This is a genomic window from Neohoeflea coraliihabitans (genome assembly GCF_019334345.1).
Lineage (GTDB): Bacteria > Pseudomonadota > Alphaproteobacteria > Rhizobiales > Rhizobiaceae > Pseudohoeflea > Pseudohoeflea coraliihabitans.
Map to the genome: position 1 here is coordinate 285,415 of NZ_JAHWQX010000002.1, position 24,019 is coordinate 309,433.

At 63.0% G+C, this 24,019-nt stretch carries 22 protein-coding genes; 10 read left to right on the top strand and 12 right to left on the bottom strand.

Annotation, left to right across the window (positions count from 1 at the left end; all coding sequences use genetic code 11):
* The first annotated feature begins 83 nt into the window (after positions 1-83).
* Positions 84-518, top strand: coding sequence for a nucleoside deaminase (locus KY465_RS07380; protein ID WP_219201721.1), 435 nt, complete (start codon positions 84-86; stop codon positions 516-518).
* An 85-nt stretch (positions 519-603) separates the two neighbouring features.
* Here the strand turns inward: KY465_RS07380 and KY465_RS07385 are convergent, their stop codons facing one another.
* Both KY465_RS07385 and ileS read right to left on the bottom strand, forming a co-directional pair.
* Positions 604-1,281: a hypothetical protein gene (locus KY465_RS07385; protein ID WP_219201036.1), complete on the bottom strand. Its 678-nt coding sequence runs from the start codon at positions 1,279-1,281 to the stop codon at positions 604-606.
* A 168-nt stretch (positions 1,282-1,449) separates the two neighbouring features.
* The gene (gene ileS, locus KY465_RS07390; RefSeq protein WP_219201037.1) at positions 1,450-4,422 is read right to left on the bottom strand and encodes an isoleucine--tRNA ligase; all 2,973 of its coding nucleotides are present in this window, start codon (positions 4,420-4,422) and stop codon (positions 1,450-1,452) included.
* A gap of 368 nt (positions 4,423-4,790) precedes the next feature.
* Here ileS and KY465_RS07395 point away from each other — a divergent pair, with 368 nt between their 5' ends.
* Entirely contained in the window at positions 4,791-5,213 is a 423-nt protein-coding gene (locus KY465_RS07395; RefSeq protein ID WP_219201038.1) for an ion channel, read from the top strand.
* Between the two features lie 37 nt (positions 5,214-5,250).
* On the opposite strand, the gene KY465_RS07400 is transcribed toward KY465_RS07395, so the two are convergent.
* Both KY465_RS07400 and KY465_RS07405 read right to left on the bottom strand, forming a co-directional pair.
* Positions 5,251-6,240, bottom strand: a complete 990-nt coding sequence (locus KY465_RS07400) for a bifunctional riboflavin kinase/FAD synthetase (RefSeq protein WP_219201039.1) — start codon at positions 6,238-6,240, stop codon at positions 5,251-5,253.
* Entirely contained in the window at positions 6,237-7,097 is an 861-nt protein-coding gene (locus tag KY465_RS07405; protein WP_219201040.1) for a TIGR01459 family HAD-type hydrolase, read from the bottom strand. Before KY465_RS07405 ends, KY465_RS07400 begins: the two co-directional genes overlap by 4 nt.
* A gap of 234 nt (positions 7,098-7,331) precedes the next feature.
* Between KY465_RS07405 and groES the strand changes: the two genes are divergently transcribed.
* The 3 genes from groES (at position 7,332) to KY465_RS07420 (ending at position 10,235) form a co-directional block, all read left to right on the top strand.
* The gene (gene groES / locus KY465_RS07410) at positions 7,332-7,625 is read left to right on the top strand and encodes a co-chaperone GroES (protein ID WP_219201041.1); all 294 of its coding nucleotides are present in this window, start codon (positions 7,332-7,334) and stop codon (positions 7,623-7,625) included.
* Positions 7,626-7,683: 58 nt separating this feature from the next.
* Positions 7,684-9,330, top strand: a complete 1,647-nt coding sequence (gene groL / locus KY465_RS07415) for a chaperonin GroEL (RefSeq protein ID WP_219201042.1) — start codon at positions 7,684-7,686, stop codon at positions 9,328-9,330.
* Positions 9,331-9,689: 359 nt separating this feature from the next.
* The gene (locus KY465_RS07420; protein ID WP_219201043.1) at positions 9,690-10,235 is read left to right on the top strand and encodes a hypothetical protein; all 546 of its coding nucleotides are present in this window, start codon (positions 9,690-9,692) and stop codon (positions 10,233-10,235) included.
* Positions 10,236-10,263: 28 nt separating this feature from the next.
* Here the strand turns inward: KY465_RS07420 and hisG are convergent, their stop codons facing one another.
* The 5 genes from hisG to KY465_RS07445 form a co-directional block, all read right to left on the bottom strand.
* Positions 10,264-10,977 (bottom strand): ATP phosphoribosyltransferase, encoded by a 714-nt coding sequence (gene hisG, locus KY465_RS07425; RefSeq protein ID WP_219201044.1) that lies wholly within the window; start codon positions 10,975-10,977, stop codon positions 10,264-10,266.
* Positions 10,974-12,131: an ATP phosphoribosyltransferase regulatory subunit gene (locus KY465_RS07430; protein ID WP_219201045.1), complete on the bottom strand. Its 1,158-nt coding sequence runs from the start codon at positions 12,129-12,131 to the stop codon at positions 10,974-10,976. The genes hisG and KY465_RS07430 overlap by 4 nt, the downstream gene beginning before the upstream one ends.
* 7 nt (positions 12,132-12,138) lie before the next feature.
* Entirely contained in the window at positions 12,139-13,704 is a 1,566-nt protein-coding gene (hisS, locus tag KY465_RS07435; RefSeq protein WP_219201046.1) for a histidine--tRNA ligase, read from the bottom strand.
* A gap of 121 nt (positions 13,705-13,825) precedes the next feature.
* The gene (locus tag KY465_RS07440; RefSeq protein ID WP_219201047.1) at positions 13,826-14,266 is read right to left on the bottom strand and encodes a BA14K family protein; all 441 of its coding nucleotides are present in this window, start codon (positions 14,264-14,266) and stop codon (positions 13,826-13,828) included.
* 155 nt (positions 14,267-14,421) lie between these two features.
* Positions 14,422-15,069: a DNA-3-methyladenine glycosylase I gene (locus KY465_RS07445; RefSeq protein ID WP_219201048.1), complete on the bottom strand. Its 648-nt coding sequence runs from the start codon at positions 15,067-15,069 to the stop codon at positions 14,422-14,424.
* A gap of 246 nt (positions 15,070-15,315) precedes the next feature.
* On the opposite strand from KY465_RS07445, the gene KY465_RS07450 reads away from it, so the two are divergent.
* Together KY465_RS07450 and KY465_RS07455 are read left to right on the top strand one after the other, a co-directional pair.
* Complete coding sequence (locus KY465_RS07450; RefSeq protein WP_219201049.1) at positions 15,316-16,086, top strand: L,D-transpeptidase; 771 nt, start codon at positions 15,316-15,318, stop codon at positions 16,084-16,086.
* Positions 16,087-16,376: 290 nt separating this feature from the next.
* Positions 16,377-16,994 carry a L,D-transpeptidase gene (locus KY465_RS07455; RefSeq protein ID WP_255561586.1) on the top strand — a complete coding sequence of 206 codons (618 nt, stop codon included), beginning with the start codon at positions 16,377-16,379 and terminating at the stop codon, positions 16,992-16,994.
* A 63-nt stretch (positions 16,995-17,057) separates the two neighbouring features.
* Here KY465_RS07455 and glcF read toward each other — a convergent pair whose 3' ends face one another.
* From glcF to KY465_RS07470, 3 genes are read right to left on the bottom strand one after another with little or no spacing between them, the layout of a single operon-like run.
* Positions 17,058-18,413, bottom strand: a complete 1,356-nt coding sequence (gene glcF, locus KY465_RS07460; RefSeq protein ID WP_219201050.1) for a glycolate oxidase subunit GlcF — start codon at positions 18,411-18,413, stop codon at positions 17,058-17,060.
* 21 nt (positions 18,414-18,434) lie between these two features.
* Positions 18,435-19,643: a glycolate oxidase subunit GlcE gene (glcE, locus tag KY465_RS07465; RefSeq protein WP_219201051.1), complete on the bottom strand. Its 1,209-nt coding sequence runs from the start codon at positions 19,641-19,643 to the stop codon at positions 18,435-18,437.
* Positions 19,640-21,097, bottom strand: a complete 1,458-nt coding sequence (locus KY465_RS07470; RefSeq protein WP_219201052.1) for an FAD-linked oxidase C-terminal domain-containing protein — start codon at positions 21,095-21,097, stop codon at positions 19,640-19,642. The genes glcE and KY465_RS07470 overlap by 4 nt, the downstream gene beginning before the upstream one ends.
* Before the next feature lie 264 nt (positions 21,098-21,361).
* On the opposite strand from KY465_RS07470, the gene KY465_RS07475 reads away from it, so the two are divergent.
* Genes KY465_RS07475 through KY465_RS07485 form a run of 3 tightly spaced genes read left to right on the top strand, consistent with a single transcriptional unit; the run spans position 21,362 to position 23,984 of the window.
* Positions 21,362-22,267, top strand: a complete 906-nt coding sequence (locus KY465_RS07475) for a LysR family transcriptional regulator (protein ID WP_219201053.1) — start codon at positions 21,362-21,364, stop codon at positions 22,265-22,267.
* Positions 22,268-22,320: 53 nt separating this feature from the next.
* Positions 22,321-23,148 (top strand): FCD domain-containing protein, encoded by an 828-nt coding sequence (locus KY465_RS07480; RefSeq protein ID WP_219201054.1) that lies wholly within the window; start codon positions 22,321-22,323, stop codon positions 23,146-23,148.
* A gap of 20 nt (positions 23,149-23,168) precedes the next feature.
* Positions 23,169-23,984, top strand: coding sequence for a (Fe-S)-binding protein (locus KY465_RS07485; protein ID WP_255561588.1), 816 nt, complete (start codon positions 23,169-23,171; stop codon positions 23,982-23,984).
* Positions 23,985-24,019: the final 35 nt, after the last annotated feature.

The following is a 24,019-nucleotide window of genomic DNA, read 5'->3' on the forward strand; positions in this document are numbered from 1 at the left end:
TATTTGCCTGCTTTTGGCGCTATCGAGAACTCTAGTGCACCGGTTAAGGGAAATCATCTCACGTGTCGAGCAAATCCGGCTTCATGGACTTGGCGCTCAGCGAGGCGCATGCGGCCGCAAAGCGCGGCGAGGTTCCTGTCGGCGCCGTGCTGGTGCAGGATGGCGCGGTGATCGCCCGTGACGGCAACCGCACGCGCGAATACAACGATGTCACGGCGCATGCCGAGATACTGGTGATCCGCCAGGCCGCGAGCCGGCTTGGCAGCGAACGCCTGGGCGGAGCCGACCTGTACGTGACGCTCGAGCCCTGCACAATGTGTGCGGCGGCCATTTCATTCGCCAGGATCAGGCGGCTCTACTACGGCGCGGAGGATCCGAAAGGCGGCGGGGTGGCGCATGGCGCGCAGTTTTTCCGGCAACCGACCTGCCACCATGCGCCGGAGATCTACAGCGGTCTTGCGGAACGCGACGCGGCGCTGCTTCTGAAGGACTTTTTTCAGGCGCGGCGCTCGTCATGAGCAGTTGCCCGCAACAGGCCATTGATCCGGTGGTGCAGGGATCCGGCGGTGCAGAGCGCGTTTTCGCAACCGGGCCGGCGGGGTATTACCAGGGCAGCGGGATCTTGAACCAGCCGCCGCTTTTTTCCCTCTTTGCAGCAGCGATGCGTTCGCGTTCCTTCTCGCGCTCCGACTTGCCGACGTCACCGGCGGCGGCGGTCTGAGCCGGCTGGCGATAATCGACGGGCGGATCGGAGAGGAAGCGGCGGCGATCCGTATAGGCGCCCTTGTTGACCTTCAGATTCTCGCGAAAGCGATCTTCTTCCTGCTTGGCGCGCACCAGATCGACCGAGCTCGGGCCGGCCTCCTGCGCACGAATGCTGGCGCCGACCTTGCGCGGGCCCGACGATGAGACCGTCGACTTGCGCGCCAGCGGCGAGCGGTAGGTCTGCGATTGCGGGTTGGCATCGGCCTCGGCGACCAGGCGCGCACGGGTTTCCTCGGGGGCCTCGACCCAGGCCGGGTTGTCCTCCGAGACGCTGCGCTGCGGCTCCGGCAAGACGGCGGTTTCCGGCGGACGGACGATCGCCGGCCGCGGTGTGTAGGCGACGCCGGTATTCTTCGGACGCTTGATCGTCGCCATGTTGCTGACATCCTCGACAAGCTGCTCGGTGGCGGTCTTGTCGGTACCGTATGTCGGCCCGAGGCACGCCGTCACTGACATGGCCATGGCAACAAGCAGGGCCGCCCTGAGGGCGGCGCGTTGGCCTGTGTCGATCTGCATATGCTGTATCCCGTCCTGAACCCATACCGGAAGTCGCCTGTCATAGCGCACATTCGGGCCTTTTTCGGGCACCCTTCTACCGGATTGCGGTTTCCGGTGCAATTGGAGGGGTGCCGTGCTGACAGGGCGGCACCGGTTTTCCCCGGCGCCGCCCGGGAGCGTATCCTGTCAGCTTGCCACAGGCGTGACGCCGAGTTCGCGCAGGGCTGCGGCATCGCGCGCCGAGACATCGGGGAAGGCCGGATCGGTGCCGACATCATCGGTGATGCGCCAGGAGCGCGCGCATTTGCGGCCCCGGGCCTCGGCGGGGATCACGGCGACCGTGGCGATCTCGTCGAGGCTGAACGCACCTTCCGGCGCCGCATCGGCGCTGAGCGTGATTCCCGACGTGATGCAGACTTCCGCGAAATCCGTGTCTTTGACGGCGGCGAGCAGGTCCGGATCGGTGACATGCACCACCGGTGCCGCCTCCAGCGACGAGCCGATGCGTTTTTCCCGGCGTTCGACCTCCAGAGCGCCGGTGACGACGCGGCGAACGGTGCGCACCTTTTTCCACTTGGCGGTCAGCTGCGCATCGATCCAGGTTTCCGGCAGGTCGTCGAACTGCTCGAGATGCAGCGATTCGGCGTGCGGATGGCGCGACAGCCAGGCTTCCTCCATGGTGAAGGGCAGCATTGGCGCCAGCCATTTGACCAGGCAGTCAAAAGTCGTGCGGATGACCTGCAGGGCTGCGCGCCGGCGCAGGCTCGAGGGTGGATCGCAATACAGGGCATCCTTGCGGATATCGAAGTAAAAGGCGGACAGTTCGATATTGGCGAAATCGATCAGGCTGCGGGTGATGCGCTTGAAATCGAAATCATCGTAGCCCTTGCGCACGACGCGATCGAGTTCGGCCAGGCGCGACAGCATCAGCCGTTCGAGTTCCGGCATGTCGGCATGGGGAACCGTTTCGCCCTGATCATGCGCGAGGGTGCCGAGCATCCAGCGGATGGTGTTCCTGAGCTTGCGGTAGCTGTCGATGTTGGTCTGGATGATGGTCTGGCCGAGACGCTGGTCCTCCCAATAATCGGTGGTCATGACCCACAAGCGAAGGATATCGGCCCCGGATTTGGCCATGACGTCCTGGGGAACGACCGTGTTGCCCTTGGATTTGGACATTTTCTCGCCCTTTTCATCCATGGTGAAGCCATGGGTGATGACGGCGTCATAGGGCGCCCGGCCACGCGTGGCGCAGCTTTCAAGCAGCGACGAATGGAACCAGCCGCGATGCTGATCCGAGCCTTCGAGATAGACGTCGGCGGGCCACTTCAGGTCATCGCGATCCTCAAGGGTAAAAGTGTGGGTCGACCCGGAATCGAACCAGACGTCGAGAATGTCGCGCACCTGCTTCCAGTTTTCGCCGGCGCGCTCACCGAGAAAGCGCTCACGCGCGCCATCGGCGAACCAGGCGTCGGCACCTTCCGTCTCAAAGGCTTCGAGAATGCGGGCATTGACCGCATCGTCGACCAGCACAGCGCCGTCCTCGTCGACAAAGACACAGATCGGCACGCCCCAGGCGCGCTGGCGCGAAAGCACCCAGTCGGGCCGCGTTTCGATCATCGTGCGCAGGCGATGCTGGCCGGCGCCGGGGACGAAACGGGTCGAGTCGATGGCCTTGAGCGCACGCGACCGCAGGGTCGAGCCGTCGCCGAGATCCTTGTCCATATAGACAAACCATTGCGGCGTGTTGCGGAAGATGACCGGCTTTTTCGAGCGCCAGGAATGCGGATAGGTGTGCTTCAGGCGGCCGCGGGCAAACAGCTTGTCCGCCGCAATCAACTCGGCGATGACCGCCTTGTTGGCGTCGCCCTTTTTGCCCTTGTCGTCGATGACGCGGGCCGCACCGCCATCGCGGTCCGGACCGAAGCCGGGCGCGTCGCGGGTGAAAAAGCCGGCGTCGTCGACGGTGAACGGGATCTGCGCCGAGATGCCGCGGCTTTCCAGGTCGCGCGCATGGTCCATCCAGGCATCGAAGTCCTCGCGGCCGTGACCGGGCGCCGTGTGGACGAAACCGGTGCCGGCATCGTCGGTGACATGATCGCCCTCGATCAGCGGCACGCGGAAGTCATAGCCGCCGCCGAAGCCCTTGAGCGGATGGTCGCAGGTGAGGTTTTGCAGATCCTCGGCGCCGACATCGTGCAGTCGGGTAAATTCCAGTTTGGCCTTGGCAAAACTCTCTTCCGCAAGTGCATCGGCGAAGATCAGCTTCTCGCCGGGCTGCGGGCCGAAGTCATTCTCGGCGGCGGTCACCTCGTAGAGGCCATAGGCAATCCTCGAGGAATAGGAGATTGCCCGGTTGCCGGGGATGGTCCAGGGCGTGGTGGTCCAGATGACGATCGATGCCCCGGCCAGATCGGAGCCGGTCATCACTCCGGTTGCCGCCAGGGCATTGTCGCCGGCCTTCTCGGAGACCATGCCGCCTGAAGCGATTGGAAATTTCACCCAGATCGTGTCGCTTTCATAGTCGTGGTATTCGACCTCCGCCTCGGCGAGGGCCGTGCGTTCGACCACCGACCACATCACCGGCTTGGAGCCGCGATAAAGCTGGCCGGAGCGGGCGATCTTCAACAGTTCGCCAGCGATGCGCGCTTCGGCATGGAAGTTCATCGTGGTGTAGGGATTGTCGAAATCGCCCTCGATACCGAGCCGCTTGAACTCCTCGGATTGCACGCCGATCCAGTGAGCGGCGAAATCGCGGCATTCCTTGCGGAATTCGTTGATCGGCACATCGTCCTTGTTCTTGCCCTTGGCGCGGTAGGCTTCCTCGATCTTCCATTCGATCGGCAGGCCGTGGCAATCCCAACCGGGCACATAGTTGGAATCATAGCCGCGCATCTGGAACGAGCGGGTGATGACATCCTTGAGGATCTTGTTCAGCGCGTGGCCGATATGGATGTTGCCGTTGGCATAGGGCGGACCGTCATGCAGGACGTATTTCGGCCGGCCGGCGGCCGAGGCCCGAAGCTTCTTGTAAAGGTCCATCTGCTGCCAGCGGGCCACCAGTTCCGGTTCCTTTTTCGGCAGGCCGCCGCGCATCGGGAAGTCGGTCTGCGGCAGAAAAAGGGTCTTCGAGTAATCGATCTTTTCGCTCTGTTCGCTCATCAGGTCCTGTCTTTCAGGCATTCAGCCCGGGTCGAGCCGTGGCGCCACGCTAAGGGCGCCGTCACAATCTGAAGGATGGCGGCATTGCCGAAAGCCCGGCCCCCTGCCCGGCTCACGCCGAACGGGAGACCGGGTTGATAATTCGCATCGTATCCGCCCGACCAGCGTTGGCGGCAGGCGCGACATGGCGTTGCAAGGGATCAGTGGTCCACATGGGCGCGGTTCATACAGCGTTTCGCGCGGTGTGCAAAGCGGCCACAACGCAAGGATTTGGCAAGCCATCGCGCGTGAATACACCAGACGGCATCGCCAGACACGCAAAGGTGGTATTGGCGGGGAACCGAGCGCACCCCGGGGCGTTCATATGCATGACCTGGGTGCTGTTGTTCATCGCTGTCGCGGCCGTCGCCATTCTCGGCGTCATTCATCATTCCGGCATTCTGTTGTTGCGCAAATCAACGCCGCTGGCGCGCAATGCCCCGCACATTGCCGTTCTGTTTGCCTTTCAGGGCTTGTTGCTGCTGCACCTCGTCGAAATCGGGCTGTTTGCCGGGCTCTACGGGCTGCTTTTGAACTTTTCGGCAGCCGGCGGCTTCAGCGGCGAATGGACCGGGTCGCTGGTTGATCATATCGTTTTCTCGGGCGTGACCTTCGCGACATTGGGGATGACGGATATCAAGGTGGAAGGCCCGTTGCGTCTGGTGGTGTTCGCGCAAGCGCTGGGCGGTTTCATGGTCATCACCTGGTCGGCGACCTTTCTCTACTCCCTCTGGAGCCGGCCCTGGGACTAGAAGCGTGGCAATGACGTGTCCGGCGCGGCGCAATGGCTCAGAAGGTGAGCTGGCGGTCGAGCGGCGAGATGGGCGTCACGCCGGCAAGCAGAGCGCGGGCTTCCGCCTCATCGGTCTTCATCTGGGACTTCAGCGCTTCAAGATCGTCGAATTTCTCTTCACCGCGCAGATAGCCGAAGAACGATACGGTGCATGTCTCGCCGTACAGGTCGGGAGCGGCATCGAAGACAAAAGTCTCAAGCAACAGGGGCGCATCGGCATCGGCGACTGTCGGGCGGCGACCAAAACTGGCGACACCGTCAAACAGCGTGCCGTCCGCCCGTCGCAGGCGCACGGCGTAGATGCCGGGCTGCAGCGTGGTTTGCGGCGGCAGTGCCATATTCGCGGTCGGATATCCAAGGGTGCGGCCAAGCTTCTGGCCATGCATCACCTCGGCTTGCAGGGAAAAACGATAGCCGAGAAGGCCGGCAGCCGCGACGACATCGCCGCCGGAGAGCAATTCGCGGATCCGGCTTGAAGATATTGTCTTGCCGGCTTCGCCTTCGAAAGCACCGACGCGGGTGACCCCGAAACCGTGGCGCCGGCCGGCGTCAGCGAGGAAGGCCGCATCGCCCTGGCGGTTCTTGCCGAAGTGGAAATTGAATCCGGTGACGACATGCACGGCATCGAGATCGCGCCGCAGCACGGTTTCGATGAAGGTCTCGGCGTCGAGCGCCGCAAAGTTTTTGTCGAAGGCTTGCTCGTAGACCGCCGCGAAACCCATCAGCCCGAGAATGCGCGCGCGCATGGGGGCCGGCGTCAGACGGAACACCGGCTGCTCGGGGCGAAACAGAGTGCGCGGATGCGGCTCGAAGGTCAGGACGCTGGCTTTCGTGCCGGCCTGCTCGGCGGTCTCGAGGGCCTGCGCCAGCACAGCCTGGTGGCCGCGATGCACGCCATCGAAATTGCCGATCGCCACAACGCCAGCTGAAAGATTTGCCGGGATCCTGGTAAAATCTGTGAAGCGCCGCGCCACCTTTGCCCTCATTTGCCCCAGGACAACCCCTCCGACCAGTAGGTCGGCAGGGCAGATCGATGATGCTCGAAGAAGGTGGCCAGGCGGTCTTCATCGACCCGGTTGCCCTGGTAGTAGTCCGCGGCATGAATGCCGCGGGCGATGAACAGGGCGTCGAGGCCGGCATCGACAGCGCCGCGGATGTCGGTCCCCATGCCGTCGCCGACAGCCAGCATGCGCGCTTTCGCCGTCTCGCCGCGCAGAGCTTCGACCCGGCGTATGGCTTCATCGTAAATGGGGCGGTGCGGCTTGCCGGCGATGCGGGTGACGCCACCGATCGCCTCATAGGCCGAACCGAGGGCGCCGGCACAATAGATGATGCGCTCCCCGCGCTCGACGACCTGATCGGGGTTGGCGCAGTAGAAGGGCAGGTCGCGCGCCTTGAAGCGGGAGAGCATGGCGGCGTAGTCGTCCGGCGTCTCGGTCTCGTCATGGAACGGACCGGTGCACAGCACGGCTTCGGCCTGATCCTCATCGACCAATTCGACATCAAGCCCATCGACAAGGGCGCGGTCGCGCTCCGGGCCGATATAAAACAGCTTGCGCGGCGCGTTCTCCACCAGGCTTCGCGTCACATCGCCGGAGGTGACGATGTCGTCCCAGGCCTCAGCGTCGACGCCGATTGCGGCGAACTGACCGATGACTCCCTCGGCGGGGCGGGGGGAATTGGTGATCATCACCACGGTCTTGCCGGCGCGGCGCGCGGCGACAAGCGCCTCGATGGCTTGAGGAAAGGGATTGATACCGTTATGGACAACGCCCCAGACGTCGCAAAGAAGCACGTCGAAGGCGGAAGCGATCTCGTCCAGTCGGTCAATTTTGCGCGGCATGCCTGGTCTTTCCTGTGGGTTGCCCTCGGATCCTGCCCGGCGCGCGGCGCCGACAGCCTCGGCGACATAACCTTCCGCGCCGCTGCGAACAACGTCTAATTCTCTCAGCGCGTTCTTGACAGTCCGCCCCGCACCTCTTATCTCCGCCTTCGTTAGCACTCTCCATGGGTGAGTGCTAACAGCTGAATTCGGGGTCTCTGGCCCTTACATGTCATTCGATCAAGGGAAAAGACAATGGCACTCAACTTCCGTCCGCTGCACGACCGCGTGGTCGTACGCCGCGTCGAATCTGAAGAAAAAACCGCCGGTGGCATCATCATCCCCGACACCGCCAAGGAAAAGCCGCAGGAAGGCGAAGTCGTCGCCGTCGGTTCGGGCGCCCGCGACGAGAACGGCAAGGTTGTCGAACTCGACGTCAAGCAGGGCGACCGCGTCCTGTTCGGCAAATGGTCCGGCACCGAAGTCAAGCTCAATGGCGAGGATCTCCTGATCATGAAGGAATCCGACATCATGGGCATCGTCGGCTGATCTCATTCGCACCTATCAACCAGATCATGAGGGCCCGCGGGCCCGGGAGTTTTAAAACATGGCTGCTAAAGAAGTAAAATTCGGTCGCACCGCGCGTGAGAAGATGCTGAAAGGTGTCGATATTCTCGCTGATGCGGTCAAGGTGACCCTTGGCCCGAAAGGCCGCAATGTCGTCATTGACAAATCGTTCGGTGCACCGCGCATCACCAAGGACGGCGTGACGGTCGCCAAGGAAATCGAACTCGAAGACAAGTTCGAGAACATGGGCGCCCAGATGGTCCGCGAAGTCGCTTCGAAGACCAACGACACGGCCGGCGACGGCACGACCACTGCAACTGTCCTGGCCCAGTCGATTGTCAAGGAAGGCGCCAAGGCGGTTGCCGCCGGCATGAACCCGATGGACCTGAAGCGCGGCGTCGATCTTGCCGTCACCGAGGTTCTCGAAAACCTGCGGAAAAAGGCCAAGAAGATCGAAACCTCCGACGAGGTCGCTCAGGTCGGCACGATTTCAGCGAATGGCGAAAAGCAGATCGGCAAGGATATTGCCGAGGCGATGCAGAAGGTCGGCAACGAGGGTGTCATCACCGTCGAGGAAGCCAAGACTGCCGAAACCGAGCTGGAAGTCGTTGAAGGCATGCAGTTCGATCGCGGCTACCTGTCGCCGTATTTTGTCACCAATCCCGACAAGATGATCGCCGAGCTGGAAGACTGCTACATCCTCCTGCACGAGAAGAAGCTTTCCAATCTGCAGGCGATGCTGCCGGTGCTCGAATCGGTCGTTCAGTCGTCGAAGCCGCTTCTGATCATCGCGGAAGATGTCGAAGGCGAAGCGCTCGCAACGCTGGTGGTCAACAAGCTGCGTGGCGGCCTGAAGATTGCCGCCGTGAAGGCTCCGGGCTTCGGTGATCGCCGCAAGGCCATGCTCGAGGACATCGCCATCCTGACCGGTGGTCAGGTGATTTCCGAGGACATCGGCATCAAGCTCGAAAATGTCACCCTCGACATGCTCGGCACCGCCAAGAAGATTGCCATCACCAAGGAAACGACGACGATCGTCGACGGTGCCGGCAAGAAGGCCGAAATCGAAGGCCGCATCTCGCAGATCAAGGCGCAGATCGAGGAGACCTCCTCGGACTACGACCGTGAAAAGCTGCAGGAACGTCTTGCCAAGCTGGCCGGCGGTGTTGCCGTGATCCGCGTCGGCGGCGCCACCGAAGTGGAAGTCAAGGAACGCAAGGATCGCGTCGACGACGCGCTGAATGCGACCCGCGCTGCCGTTCAGGAAGGCATCGTCTCGGGCGGCGGCACCGCGCTGCTGCGCGCTTCCAGAGCCATCACGGTCAAGGGCGAGAATGCCGATCAGGACGCTGGCATCAACATCGTGCGGCGTGCGCTGGAAGCCCCGGCCCGCCAGATCGCCACGAATGCTGGTGACGAAGCTTCGATCATCGTCGGCAAGATCCTCGAGAACTCCGACGACAGCTTCGGCTACAACGCCCAGACCGGCGAATATGGCAACATGATCACGATGGGTATCGTCGATCCGGTCAAGGTTGTGCGCACTGCATTGCAGGATGCCGCTTCCGTTGCCGGTCTGCTGATCACCACCGAAGCCATGATCGCCGAATTGCCGAAGAAGGATGCTCCGGGCGGCGGCGGCATGCCCGACATGGGCGGCATGGGCGGCATGGGCGGCATGATGTAAGCCTGTCCCCATCGGACGATATGAAGGGCGGCCCAACGGGTCGCCCTTTTTTCATCTGATGCAGATGATTGCCGTCACCGTGCTGCCGCTGATGCCAGCCCCGACCACCCCTCCCCGAGCCGCGCCGCACGAGACAAAAAAACGCTCGCAACGGTTGTATTTCTGTTATACATAATACCGATTAATTTGCCATCGAGTACGAAGAGAGCCGCATGGAACCCGTGCGTCGGCTGTTTGTCGCTCAAATTTTATTAGCCTTAACCAAACGTAAAGGGTGGGTGCGGTCTTATCGTTGCACTGATTTGGTAGGACAGGACTCACTCCGCAGCTTGCAACATCGTGGCATCAGCAAATGACGGATGGGCCGGATCGACCGGTATGACCTGATACAAGCTTGGGGCCTTAAGCGCCGATGCCGCAAATTTCATAAACGCGACGATCGAATTTGGAGCGGGTTTTTGTTCAAGATTGCAAAGACGGACATTCAGGAGAACTGGACTTCATCGTTTGAAGTCCCCGCTGAATGCGATCAGCAAACAATGGCCCGGTTCTGCCATGCCGAGAGCTGGAGCGCTGATTTCAGCACCGGGCTGTTTGATATCGGACCATTTGCAAGGCAACAGCACGGCCTGGCCCCGGAGGGAATGTGCGGCCTGCTGTCGCTGGTGCGCAATTATCCCAATGAGGATCGCTGTCGCGTCCTGTCGCTGTTCGAAAAGGCAGCGCTGACCCCCTCCTCCTTCTGCTTTTCGACCAAGATTGTTCGCAGCGGCCGGGAGAGCTGGCCGATGATGTGCCTCGGGGAATCCACGCATGACGTGAAACCGGGGACAGGAAGCATCAGCGGTCTCTTCATCTTTCCGCGTATCGGTCCCAAGCACCTCGCCTGCTCGACCGTACAGTAGCCCGACTGCGTACCTGGCGCCGACTGAGCTAGGCGCGCCCGTTGCGATCCGCCGCGTCGCGCAATTGCGCCAGCAGCGCGGCAAGGTCTGCATCCGTATCGTGCGCCGGTTTGCGAGCGCGGACCAGGCACGCCTGCGACCGCAGAATGATGCCATCCTCAAGGATGCGCAGATGATTGGCCCTCAGCGTCGAGCCGGTGCTGGTGATGTCGATGATGATGTCGGCAGCGCCGGTCGCCGGTGCTCCTTCCGTCGCCCCGAGACTTTCGACAATGCGATAGAGCTGAATGCCGTGACGCGTCGAGAGGAAACCGCGCGTCAGCCGATGATATTTGGTTGCAACAGCAAGGCGGCGGCCATGCCGGGCGCGGAACTCGGCGGCGACGTCACCGAGATCGGCCATGGTGGTGACATCGAGCCAGATGTCGGGAACAGCGACGACGACATCGGCATGGCCAAAGCCCAGCCGCGCCTCGAAGGCGACGCGCTGATCGGCGTTTTCGAGGCCTTCGCGCACCAGATCCTCGCCGGTGACGCCGAGATCAATACCGCCGGTGCCGATCTCACGGGCGATTTCGGAGGCCGACAGGAAGGCGATGGCAAGGTCGTCGCGCCCTTCAATGCGGCCGCGATAGGACCGGTCGTCACCGTTCAGGCGCACCGGCAGACCCGCAGCGGCCATCACCGCCATCGCCTCTTCCTTCATGCGCCCCTTCGAGGGCAGCGCAATGGTCAGCGTCATGATCCGCTCCTGGCAGCTGCGATGCGATCGATCCAGAGCGCAAATCCGACGGCCGGGATCGGCTGCGCGGCACCAAGCAGGGTCATCATCCGGTCATAGCGACCGCCACCGGCCAGCACCGCGCCCTCCAGCCGCGAAGAGACTTCGAAGACAAGACCGGTGTAGTAATCAAGCGGCCGTCCGAAGGCGGCCCGCCAGGTCATCCCGTCGAGGTCGATGCCCTTCCCGGCGAGCCGGTCACAGCGGGCGGAAAAAGGCTCGAGCGCCGAGGTGATATCGAGCCCGACCTCGTCGGCAAACGCCTGCAGTCTTGCGGTGGCTTGGGACAACGGAGTCTCGAGCGCCAGAAATCTCTTCAATGCAGCCAGCGCCGGGGCGGACAGACGGGTGCGCTCGAGCAGCCGCTTGGCGAGCAGCCGGGCGGCGATCTCGTCGGGCGTGCGACCAGCCGACAGTGACAGGCCCTGGTCGGTCATCACGGCGGCGATGTGACGCGCCAGCGCCGCCTGGTCGCCGCGATCAACCAGAGCCGCCGCGGTTTTATCGCTTAGGCCCGTCTGCGGCGGCGAAGCGAGGCGAGCCATCGTCTGCTCAAGCGCGTCGGCATCGCCAAAGGCATGCACCAGCCGGGCCTGCCAGCCGGCGGGCACGCCGAGGCCGGCGACAACCGATTCGAAGATCGCCTGGTCGCCGAGCGTGACCGTCAGCTGCTCCGCCGGCACGACCGCGGCGAGCAGGTCGAGGGCTTCGGCAATGGCGCGCGCGTCTGCCGCCGGCCTGTCGGCATGGCCGAGATCCTCGATACCGCCCTGGTAGAAGGCGCTGTCGCCCTGACGTCTCTGGCGGAAGACCTGACCGAAATAGGCATAACGACGCGGCGTGCTGAAGGCCTGTTCAATGTGGCTGCGGCATACGGGAATGGTGAATTCGGGTCGCAGGCAGAGGCTGTCCCCCTGCTCATTCTCGGTGAGGAAGATGCGCCGGCGCAGATCTTCGCCGGCCATGTCGAGAAACGGCTCTGCGGGCTGGATCACCGCGATATCGATCAGCGACGCTTCCAGCGCGGCCATGCGGGCGAGCATGGTGTCGGCAAAATCCGGCCAGCTTGCGGCGCCAAGACCGGGCGCCAGCGCGGCACTTAATTGCTGCGGCATCGTGCGACTAGCCTCCGCGTCCAAGCAGGCCGTGACGGGCAAGGACCGAGCGCACCGTGGTGATCAGATCCGCTTCGTCCACGAGCTGTTCGCCGGCCTTGGCTTCCCGCCATTCGGCATTGTCGGTGATGGTCTCGGCGATCTTCTTGCCTTCGATCAGATCCTTGACGATCAGCTTGCCGGCTTCCTTTTCGTTGCCGCCCTGGATGACGGCGACGGGGGCGCCGCGCCGGTCGGCATAGCGCAATTGCTTGGCAAAGTCCTTCGGATTGCCCTGGAACAGTTCGACCGGGATGCCGGCCCCCATGACACGGCCATCCTCATCGACCGGGTTGAGAGCGCCGCGCAGTTTTTGCGCCAGGCGGGCATAGTCTTGCATGCGGTCACGATCCATGACGGTGACCAGCACCGGTCCGAAGTGATCCTGGGACGACAGTTTGCCAAGATTTTTCAAGGCGGTCATCAGACGCGATACGCCGATGGAAAAACCGGTCGCCGGCACCGGCTGGCCCATGAAGCGCGAGACAAGCCCATCGTAGCGACCGCCGCCGCCGACCGAGCCGAACTGCACTTTCTGCCCCTTCTCGTTGGTCACATCGAACAACAGCTCGGCCTCGTAAACCGGGCCGGTGTAATATTCGAGACCGCGAACGACAGAGGGATCGATCTTGATGCGGTCGGGACCATAGCCGGAGGCACGCACAATTGCCGAGATCGTCGCGAGTTCACTGGCGCCCTCGCCGGCATTGCGGTTGTCGGCAAACCGCTTCTGGATGGCTGCCAGGGTCGCATCGGAATCGGAGCCTTGATTGTCTGCCAAAAATCCGATCACCTGGTCGATGTTTTGCGGTGCCAGCCCCGCGCCGGGCGTGAAATCACCCTCCCCTTCGCGGCCACCATCCCAACGGCCCTCGCCGAGCAGCAATCGCACACCGTCGACGCCGAACTTGTCGAGCTTGTCGATGGCACGCAGCACCGTCAGCCGCTTTGCGGCATTGTCATCACCGCTCAGGCCGATGGCCTCGAGCACACCGTCCAGCACCTTGCGGTTGTTGACACGGATCACATACTGACCGCGCTGAATGCCGAGCGCTTCCATGGTGTCGGCCATCATCATGCACATTTCCGCATCGGCGGCGACGCCGGGCGCTCCCGCGATGTCGGCATCAAACTGCATGAACTGGCGGAAACGGCCCGGTCCCGGCTTTTCGTTGCGGAACACCCACCCTGCCCGATAGGTGCGGTAGGGCAACTGGATATCGTTGAAATTCTCGGCAATGTGGCGGGCCAGCGGCGCGGTCAGGTCGTAGCGCAGCGACAGCCATTGCTCGTCGTCGTCCTGAAAGGAAAACACGCCTTCGTTGGGACGATCGGAATCGGGCAGGAACTTGCCGAGGGCATCGGTGTATTCGACGAAGGGAGTCTCGATCGGCTGATAGCCGTAGCGTTCGTAGACCTGCCTAATCTGCGCCATCATCCTGTCGGTGGCGCGGATGTCGCCTGGCGAACGGTCGGGAAACCCGCGGGCCAGCCGAGGCTTCAGCTTTTGCGGTTTCTTCTTTTTTGCGGACATGGACGGGCCTGAGCGTGACGGGTGAATTCCGTCGCATCTCCTAAACGACCCTACCGGCCCCCGCAAGTCGCCCGGGCGGACGGAGCGGGGGCCGGCAGCATGTGGCTATGCGTTCAGCCCATCAATAGTAAGGCGAGCGGCACTGACGGCGCGGCCCATGATAAGGCTGGAAGGTGTTGTCCGAACGGCGATACGACCGGTAGCGGTCATAGCACCAGGACACATGGCTCGGGTTGCGGTAGCCGGGACGCACGCCGCCCGAATAGGTCTGCGAGCCTATGATGGCGCCCAGCGCAAAAGCAGCCGGCGGGAACCAGAAACCGTTGTGATAGCGGTAACCGGCGTGGCGCTGGCGATAGCCGCGATGACCGCGATACCAGCCCCGCTTGCCGTGGCGATGAAAGCTGCGGCGGTGACGCACCTCTGTCACGCCGTTCATTTGAGCATTGGAGCTCTCAGCTGTTATCGGCTTTTGCGGCATGACCGGCCCGGCGGCGACCGGCGCCATCATGGACAGCGTTATCGCTGCTGCGGCGCAACTCGAAGTGAAGAATTTCAGCATTGGCTTCTCCTTCAAAAACGGGTGAATAACGTGTTTTAATAATCAGTGGGGGTGTAACGGCCCAGGCGTAGGCCAAGTTCCGCGCCTCTCCCAGCTTTCCGGTAACATAATGTAACATACAGATTGCGACAGTGCGGCGCCTCGCCGTGCCCGGGTCAGGTCCGGGCTGCGGCCGGGCGGGCGAAAGCCTGGCGTTCCGCCTCGACAAGATCTCGATGTGCGCAGCCCTGAATATGGTCATTGACCAGTCCCATCGCCTGCATGAAAGCATAGACCGTTGTCGGCCCGACAAAGGTCCAGCCGCGCCTCTTGAGATCCTTGGACAGGCGCGTCGAAGCGGCCGTCGTCGGATTGGCCGTCAGCGTCTGATAGTCGACGATGTCGGGACGCTCGCGGACCGGCGGCTCGAAACTCCAGAAATAGGCGGCGAGCGAGCCGTGTTCCGCGGCCAGTTCTTTGGCGCGCGCGGCGTTGTTGATGGTGGAGACGATCTTGCCGCGATGACGCACGATGCCCTTGTCGGCCAACAGACGGGCAATGTCCGCCTCGCCAAAGCTCGCCACCTGACGGAAGTCAAAACCGGCAAAGGCGGCGCGAAAATTCTCGCGCTTGCGCAAAATCGTCAGCCAGGACAGACCGGCCTGGAACCCCTCGAGGCAGATCTTTTCAAACAGGCGCGCATCATCGCCCACGGGACGCCCCCACTCGCTGTCGTGATAGGCGATATAGTCGGGCAGCGCACCCGGCCAGGCACAGCGCGGAGTGTCGTCTTCGCCAATGATTATGCCCTCTGTCTGCGCCATACCGGCTCCCTCATGCGTTGTTTTTAGCTGCGCGGCGCTGGTTAACGGCGATTCCGCCCGGATTTACGCGGCGGTAACCTCACTTCTCAAGCGCGCGGTAACTCTACCGAAAGCTTTCGTCGGTGACGGGCATTTTATCAAGCCGGATTCATCATTTGGTTTGCCGGCTGCGCCACGGTTGAGAGCGACACGGCCGCGGTTGTGATGCCAATGCCGTCCGGTTCGACAAGTCTGGAGTTCGACACCATGCGTATCGCCTTATCTTTCGCCACAGCCGGCCTGTTGGCCGCGATGACCGTTTCCGCCTTCGCCGGTGAGCGCTACGGACAACGTCCGCCGGTGGTTCTCAGCCCCGATCTCTCCGCCCCGTGGGTGATGCAGCTTTCCAGTCCGGCGGCGCCGCGCGGCGGGGTTGTCTACCGCACCGCCCCGCGGGTGCAGAAGCGCGCCGTACACGTGCCGCGGCAACGCACCGTTGTTCGCCAGCGGCAAGTGCAGCCGGTGCAACGCGCCGCTTACAGTGCGCCCAAGCCAAAGCCGGCGGCAACGGCACAACTCAATTCCAGGTTCCTGCCGCAGACGATCGACTACCCGACCTCGGAAAAGGCCGGGACGATCGTCATCGATACCAATGCCCGGCATCTGTATCTGGTGCTCGGCAACGGCAAGGCCCGGCGCTACGGCGTCGGTGTCGGCAAACCGGGTTTCGAATGGGCGGGCACGCACCGCATCACGCAGAAGCGCGAGTGGCCGGGCTGGACGCCGCCCAAGGAAATGATCGAACGGGTGCGCGTCCAGGAGGGCCGCATTCTGCCCAAGCACATGAAGGGTGGCCCGGGCAATCCGCTCGGTGCACGCGCCATGTATCTGGGATCGACACTTTACCGGATTCACGGCACCAACCAGCCCTGGACCATCGGACAAGCGGTCTCATCGGGCTGTATCCGCATGCGTAACGAAGATGTGATCGACCTCTATGAACGGGCCAAGGTCGGCGCCAAAGTCATCGTCAGTTAAACCTCGGATTCGTATCTGAGCGTCTTTCTCGCCCGCCAATCCCATGATTTGGCGGGCGAATCTTGTCTGACCTGATCCTCCTTGCGAAGCCGGGCCATCGCAGCGCAGAAGCCAATGCCACCACGTCCCGCCCCTTTTCCGCCACTTTTTTTCCCGTCGCCGGAATGATAGCCTCGGCCAGGGTCCATCAAGCTGTTGGGAGTTTGTCCGTGTTTGTGAATCGCCTTTTCCTTGCCATCGGCGCCGTCATTCTGGCGCTCGCAGTGAGCATTTCCGCCCACGCCACTCCGATGACCAGCCGGGCCCCCGCGGTGCCGGAAAGCCAGCCTGTGCTGCCGGTTGTTGAAGTGGCTTCGAAAAAGCCGAAGGCCGAATTCTGGCGCAAGAAAGTGCGTTTCGAAACGCGTGAACGGCCCGGCACGATCATCATCAACACCAACACCAAGTATCTGTATTACGTGGAAGGCAACAATCGTGCGACGCGCTACGGCGTCGGTGTCGGGCGCGATGGCTTCGGCTGGTCAGGCACCGTCAAGGTCGGACGCAAGGCGCAATGGCCCGACTGGCGGCCGCCGGCGACGATGATCGCCCGCGAAGCGCGCAAGGGTCGCAAATTGCCGCGACTGGTCAAGGGCGGCATCAACAATCCGCTCGGGGCGCGTGCGCTGTATCTTTATCGCGGCGGTCGCGACACGATCTACCGCATCCACGGCACCAATCAGCCCTGGACGATCGGCCGCAACATGTCGTCGGGCTGCATCCGGATGATGAATGAAGACGTTAAGCATTTGTACAAGCGGGCGGGGATCGGCACCAAGGTCATCGTCATCGGGCCGAGCGGTCGTGGCGCGTCGAAGATCTACACCGAGCGCGGGATGGACTTTTTCGGCACCCTGTTTGGGGGCTGATCCGATTTCAACGGATCGATGAGGGGCGCCGCGGCGCCCCTTTTTTCGTTGCTACCTCAGCGTTCAGCCGTCTTGCGTGACAAGCTGAGGCTGACCATCCCGGCTTTCTGATCCCGCCGCAGCACCCAGCGCGCGTGGCGGCGGTCCGCCATGCGCCCAGTCGAGCAGTTCGACCGTGTGCACCACCGGAATTTTGGTGGCGCTGCCGATTTGCGTCATGCAGCCAATATTGCCGGCGGCGATCAGGTCGGGGCGGGTGCGTTCGATGTTCGCCATCTTGCGGTCGCGCAACTGTGCGCTGATTTCCGGCTGCATGATGTTGTAGGTGCCGGCGGATCCGCAGCACAGATGGCTCTCGGCGGGTTCCCGCACGGCAAAGCCGGCGGCACGCAACAGCGCCTTGGGCTGCAACGTGACCTTCTGGCCATGCTGCAGCGAACAGGCGGCATGATAGGCGATGGTCAGCGGCGGAATGTCCGCGACCGGCGGCAGGTCGATGGAGGCGAGATATTCCGTAATGTCCCTCGCCAGGGCAGAGACCCGCGCGGCCTTGCCGGCATAGGCGGCATCATGGCGCAGCATATGGCCATAGTCCTTGATGGTCGTGCCGCAGCCCGAGGTGGTGATCAGGATTGCATCAAGGCCGCCGGCTTCGATCTCACGCGTCCATGCATCGACATTGCGGCGGGCGGCTTCAAGCGAATCCGCCTCGCGCCCCATGTGGTGGACCAGCGCCCCGCAACAGCCCTCCCCCTCGGGAACGACGATCTCGACCCCGGACCGGCCGAGCAGCCGGCGGGCAGCGGCGTTGATGCCCGGGTCGAGCACCGACTGTGCGCATCCGGCGAGAATGGCAACGCGTCCCTGCGGCGCGGTGCCGGCCACAGGCGCCATGGATTGCGGCGTCTCGGCCGGCGGCACCTTTCGCGGCGCCAGCGCGATCATCGCCGCCAGCGGGCGCAGCGGCCGAATGGCGCGCATAAGCGGCACGAAGGGCCGGCCCAGCGCAGAGGCTTTCAGCGCCAGGCGGAAGCGGCGCGGATAAGGCAGGACATGGGCGAGCAGGGAACGGATCAGGCGGTCGGGCCAGGGGCGGGTGTAGGTGTTTTCGATATGGGCGCGCGCATGATCGACCAGATGCATGTAGTCGACCCCGGACGGACAGGTGGTGACACAGGACAGGCAGGACAGGCAGCGGTCGATATGGGTGACGACCTGCTTGTCGGCGGGCCGGTCGTTCTCGAGCATGTCCTTGATCAGGTAGATCCGGCCGCGCGGGCTGTCGAGCTCGTTGCCGAGCGTGACATAGGTCGGACAGGTTGCCGTGCAGAAGCCGCAATGGACGCATTTGCGCAGGATCTTTTCAGATTCGGCAACGGCCGGATCCTGCAATTGCGCGGCGGTGAAGTTGGTCTGCATGCGAAAGGTCCTGCTGTTGCCTTAGAGCGTGATGCGGCCAGGGTTGAAGATGTTGTGCGGATCGATCGCCGCCTTGATGCGCGCCGAGAGCATGGCAAGCGGCTTGGGCTGCGGTTCAAATACCGGCACACTGGCGCGCATATCCGCAGAGGCACGCACGAGTGTGGCATGACCACCACCCAGCTGGGCAATAGCGGCGCGCAGCAGGGTGGCTTCCGGATCCTGCTCCATGGCCAGCCAGACAAGACCGCCCTGCCAGTCGTAAAAGGCATCGACGCCCGTCTGCAGGCGCAATGCAGCAACCAGCACATGGCCGGCGGAGGGGGTGACGGATACGCGCCAGAGCGGCTTGTCGCGCCGGTCTGCAAAGGGGCGGACATTGCTGATGTCGCACCAGAGCTTCTCGCCCCGCTCTTGGTCGATCACCGTCACGGGACCCTTATCTGCCATGGCGGCGAGGAGTTTTTCGCGGCGCACATCGACGGACTCGGTCAATCCCTCCAGTCGCAGGCAGGTGGCCGGCGCATTGGCCAGATCGCCGTTCAGGACACGGCCAACGACACTTTCAGGCAAGTGAGCGGCGGCGGACACCTCGACCGGCAGCGCCATGGCTTCTGCCATCGCGGCCGCGGCTTCGGCATCGTTGAGCCCGGAAACGACGATGGTCGCCGCGGTTTCCGGTTTCGGCAGGACCTTGAAAGTGACTGTGGAGAACACGCCGAGCGTGCCATAGGAGCCGGCGAGCAGCTTGACGAGGTCAAGGCCGGTGACATTTTTCATCACGCGGCCGCCGCTTTGTATCACCTCGCCCATACCGTTGATGAAGCGCACCCCGAGCAGATTATCGCGCGCGGCCCCGGCGAGGATGCGGCGCGGACCAGATGCGTTGACGGCAAAGACTCCGCCGATGGTCGGTGTGCCGCTGCCGCCGTAGAGCGGCCGGTGATCCATCGGCTCGAAGGTCAGCATCTGCGCATTGGCGTCAAGCGCGGCCGTGATCTCGGCAAGCGGCGTTCCGGCCCGCGCGGTCATCACCAGTTCGGCAGGATTGTAGCTGACGATGCCGGTCAGCGCCGACAGATCGAGCTTGGCTTCGCAGGCAACCGGGTTTCCGAGACCGTCGCGCGTTCCGCCGCCGCGGATGTTCAGGGGCGTGGCGACGGCGGCGGCGTCCGCGATGCAGGCAATGAGCTCATCCTCATTGGCCGGCTGGTACATGTGCTCGCTCATGTGGCATTGCCGGCAGCGGAGCGGGGCCGGTTTTCGAGTGGGAAAACCTTGGACGGATTGAAAATCCAGCGGGGATCGAACGCGGCCCGGACGTGCATCTGCTGATCGAGATCGGCGCGGGAATATTGATGGGTCATCAGATCGCGCTTTTCGATACCGACGCCGTGTTCGCCGGTCAGGCAGCCCCCGGCGTCGACGCACAGGCGCAGAATGTCATTTCCGGCCAGTTCGGCCTTGCGCGCCTCCTCCGGATCATTGGCATCAAACAGGATCAGCGGATGCATGTTGCCGTCGCCGGCGTGAAACACATTGGCGACGCGCAGACCGTAGCGGGCGATGATGCGGCTGGTCTCAGACAGCACATAGGACAATTGCCCGAGCGGCACGGTTCCATCCATGCAGATGTAATCGGAGATGCGGCCCGTCGCGCCGAAGGCCGATTTGCGCCCCTTCCAGATCAGGGCGGCTTCGGTGGCCGACTGGCTTTCCTTGACCGTGCTGACGCCGTGCCGTTTGGCAATATCGATGATGCGCGCGAGCATCGCCTCCATTTCCTCGTCCGAGCCTTCGACCTCTACGATCAGCAGCGCCTCGACATCCATCGGGTAGCCGGCCTGTGCGAAGGCCTCGCAGATCTCGATCGCCGGTTTGTCCATATATTCGATGGCCACCGGGATGATGCCCGCACCGATGATTTCGGACACGCAGGCGCCGGCCGCTTCGGAGGTGGGGAACCCGAACAGAACCGGGCGGGCACCCTCGGGCTTGGCAATCAGCCGCACCGTGGCTTCGGTGACGATGCCGAGCTGACCTTCCGAACCGCAGACGAGGCCGAGCAGATCATATCCGGCGGCATCGAGCGCCTTGCCCCCGATCTCGACGATCTCACCATCGAACATCACCATGCGCACGCCGAGCAGGTTGTTGGTGGTAACCCCGTATTTCAAGCAATGGGCACCCCCGGAATTCATGCCGATATTGCCGCCGATGGTGCAGGCGAGCTGCGATGAAGGATCGGGCGCGTAGAAGAAGCCATCGGCATCGACGGCCTGTGAAATGGCAATGTTGGTGACGCCCGCCTCAACGCGCGCACAGCGATTGGGCAGGTCGACCTCGAGAATGCGGTTGAGCTTCGAGACCCCGATGACGAGAGCATCTTCCTGGGGGATGGCGCCGCCCGACAGGGAGGTGCCGGCGCCGCGCGGGATCACCGGGATATTGAAGCGATGACAGTAGCGCACCAGAGCCGCGACCTGTTCTGTGCTTTGCGGCAAGGCGACGGCAAGCGGCAGACGGCGGTAAGCGACAAAGGCGTCAGTCTCGAACGGCACCAGTTCGCGTTCTTCTGTCACGAGGCAATCGGCGGGCAGAAGGTCGGCAAGATCGGCAAGGATCTCCGTTCGGCGCTCGAGTATGGCCTGATCCGGTTCGCGGAATGCAATGATGTCGCTCATACACTCTCCCAATGCTGCGCCCGCTGCAGTGCAGGCGGCTGCGAGCGGCCTGCACTCACCGCGGCCCGGCCACGGCGTGCCATCGTACGTGGTAACTATTCTTGACCAATCCAGATTGCCGTTCAAGCCCTCTGTTCAAATTGGTTTGTACCGATAGCCGCTTGGTCGGCGGGAGTCGCGCTGATCCGTGCAGGGCTTGCGCCGCACAGGCGATTGCGTCCATAGCGTTCGCACGGGAACGCACTGACAGACGGAAGCGGCACGGTGGGCAGACTTGAAGACATGGAGATCTTTATGCGCGTCGTCGCCAATGGATCTCTTTCGGCGGCGGGACGGGAGGTCGGTCTGTCGCCGGCAGCCGTGTCGAAACGGTTGCGCCGGCTGGAGGAGACGCTTGGCGCGCGGCTGCTTGAGCGCACCACCCGGCAACTGGCGCTGACGGAAGCCGGGCAGGCGTTTCATGCGCGCATCGGGCCACTGCTGGCCGGCATCGAGGAAGCCGAAAATCTGGTGACCGAGCGCTCGGCCGACATGCGCGGTACGCTGAAAGTTTCTGCCCCGACCTCGTTCGGACGCATGCTAATCGCGCCGCATATGCAAGGCTTCATGGCCGCCCATCCGCAGCTTTCAATCAACCTGCAACTGAGCGACGAATTCGTTGACATTGTCGGCGAAGGTTTTGATTTGGCGATACGAATCGGCGAAATGCGAGATTCCAGCCTGATGTGCCGCAAGCTTGGACCGGTGCGGCGCGTTCTGTGTGCCTCGCCCGGCTATCTGGATCGGCACGGCACGCCGAAAGATCTCTCTGACCTTGGCCGGCACATCTGCTTGCCGCCCCACAACAACGACAGCTGGAACCTCGAGGGGCCGGACGGCACCATTTCGTATCGTCCCAGCGGGCCGCTGCGCTCCAATTCGAGCGAAGTCATCCGCGAGGCCGTGCTCGGCGGGGCGGGAATTGCCCTGCGCTCGACATGGGATGTGGGCGCAGAGCTCAATGATGGCCGACTGGTGCGGGTTCTGAACGCCTATGAGGGACGGCGCGGTCTCGGTATTTACGCCTTGTATCCCAGCCGGGAGTTCATGCCGGCGAAGGTGCGGTCCTTCATCGATTTCCTGCACGCCCTGTACGCTCCGTTGTTCGGAACGGACGCGCAAACTGGATAATATTATTGACCATGTTCTCCGGCGCTTGTTAGGGTCCGGCGATGGAGGATGGCATGAGCGATACCATTTTCGCCCGGGTCGAGCACGGGCGCACGGCCGACGAGGTGGTTCACCAGATCGAGATCCTGATTCTGGAAGGCATCTTGCGGGTCGGTGACCGGCTGCCCGGCGAACGGGAGCTGTCGCGGCGCTTCGAGGTTTCGCGGCCGATTCTGCGCGAAGCATTGAAGGTGCTCGAGACACGGGGCCTGCTGGTGGCGCGCCACGGCGGCGGCACCTTTGTCGCCGATGTCATTGGTCAGGTGTTTACCCGCCCGGTGATGGAACTGATCGCCCGGCACAGCAAGGCGACGCAGGATTACCTTGAATATCGCCGCGAGGTTGAAGGCGTGGCTGCGGAATTTGCGGCGCTGCGCGCCACAGACGATGACAAGGCGCTGCTGACGCGAATCATTACGGCAATGAAAGATGCACACGAGAAGGACGACTTCGCGGAAGAGGCGGCGATCGACGTCGAATTTCACAATGCGATCGGCGAATGCGCGCATAACATCATTCTGCTGCACACCTTGCGCTCCTGCTATCGGCTGTTGACCGAGGGCGTGTTTTACAACCGCGCCATGATCTACACTCTGGCCGGGGCACGGGCAAAGCTGCTGGCGCAACATATGGCGGTCTACGAAGCGGTGATGGAGGGCGATCCGGCGGCAGCGCGCCAGGCGGCGCAAGCGCACATGGATTTCGTCGTCAAGTCCATGGCGGAAGCCCAGCGCACCGGAGAATGGGAGCGGATCTCGCGGCTGCGCCTGCAGCAAAGGGTCCCCTCCCCCTCCAGCCGTCCGAAGGTCCGGCGCACGGCAGCCTCGGAGGCGGCGCATTGAGCGTGAAGAATTCTGAAAGCCTGGCGCCGACGCCCGAGGGCGCGGCGACACCGCAGGCAGATTCGGCGCGCCCGCCGCGCGTCGGGCTGTTTGCCACCTGTCTGGTCGACCTGTTTCGCCCGTCGATCGGCTTTTCGGCAGTAAAATTGCTGGAGAAGGCTGGATGCGAGGTGCATGTGCCCATCGCCCAGACCTGTTGCGGCCAGCCCGCCTACAATTCCGGTGATCGAGCCGACAGCCGCGCCATCGCCGAGCAGGTGATCGAAGCGTTCGAAGCTTTCGATTATGTTGTCGCACCGTCGGGATCCTGCGCTGCGATGCTGCGCAAGCACTATCCCGGTCTTTTTTCGCAGGATGGCGATCAGCAAACGGGCTGGGCGCAGCGGGCCACGGCATTTTCCGAGAAATGTTTCGAGCTGATTTCCTTTCTCAGCGACGTGATGAAGGTCGAGACGACCGGGGAGACGTTCAAGGGCACGGTCACCTACCACGATTCCTGTTCCGGACTGCGCGAACTGCAGATCCGGGATCAACCGCGCAAGCTTCTTGCCGGAATCGACGGACTGGCGATGACGGAAATGAAGGATCCGGATGTGTGTTGCGGTTTCGGCGGCACGTTCTGCGTCAAATATGCCGAGATCTCCAATGCGATCGTCAGCAAGAAGGTCAGTTCCATCGAGACGACGGGCGCCGACACGCTGCTGGCTGGTGATCTCGGCTGCCTGATGAACATGGCCGGCAAGTTGAAGCGGTCCGGCTCCGCCATGGAGGTCAGACATGTGGCTGAAGTGCTGGCAGGAATGACCGAGCAACCCCCGATCGCCGGTCGCAAGTAAGAGCGCCGCTGCCCGGTCGTCCACACCGGTGGGCA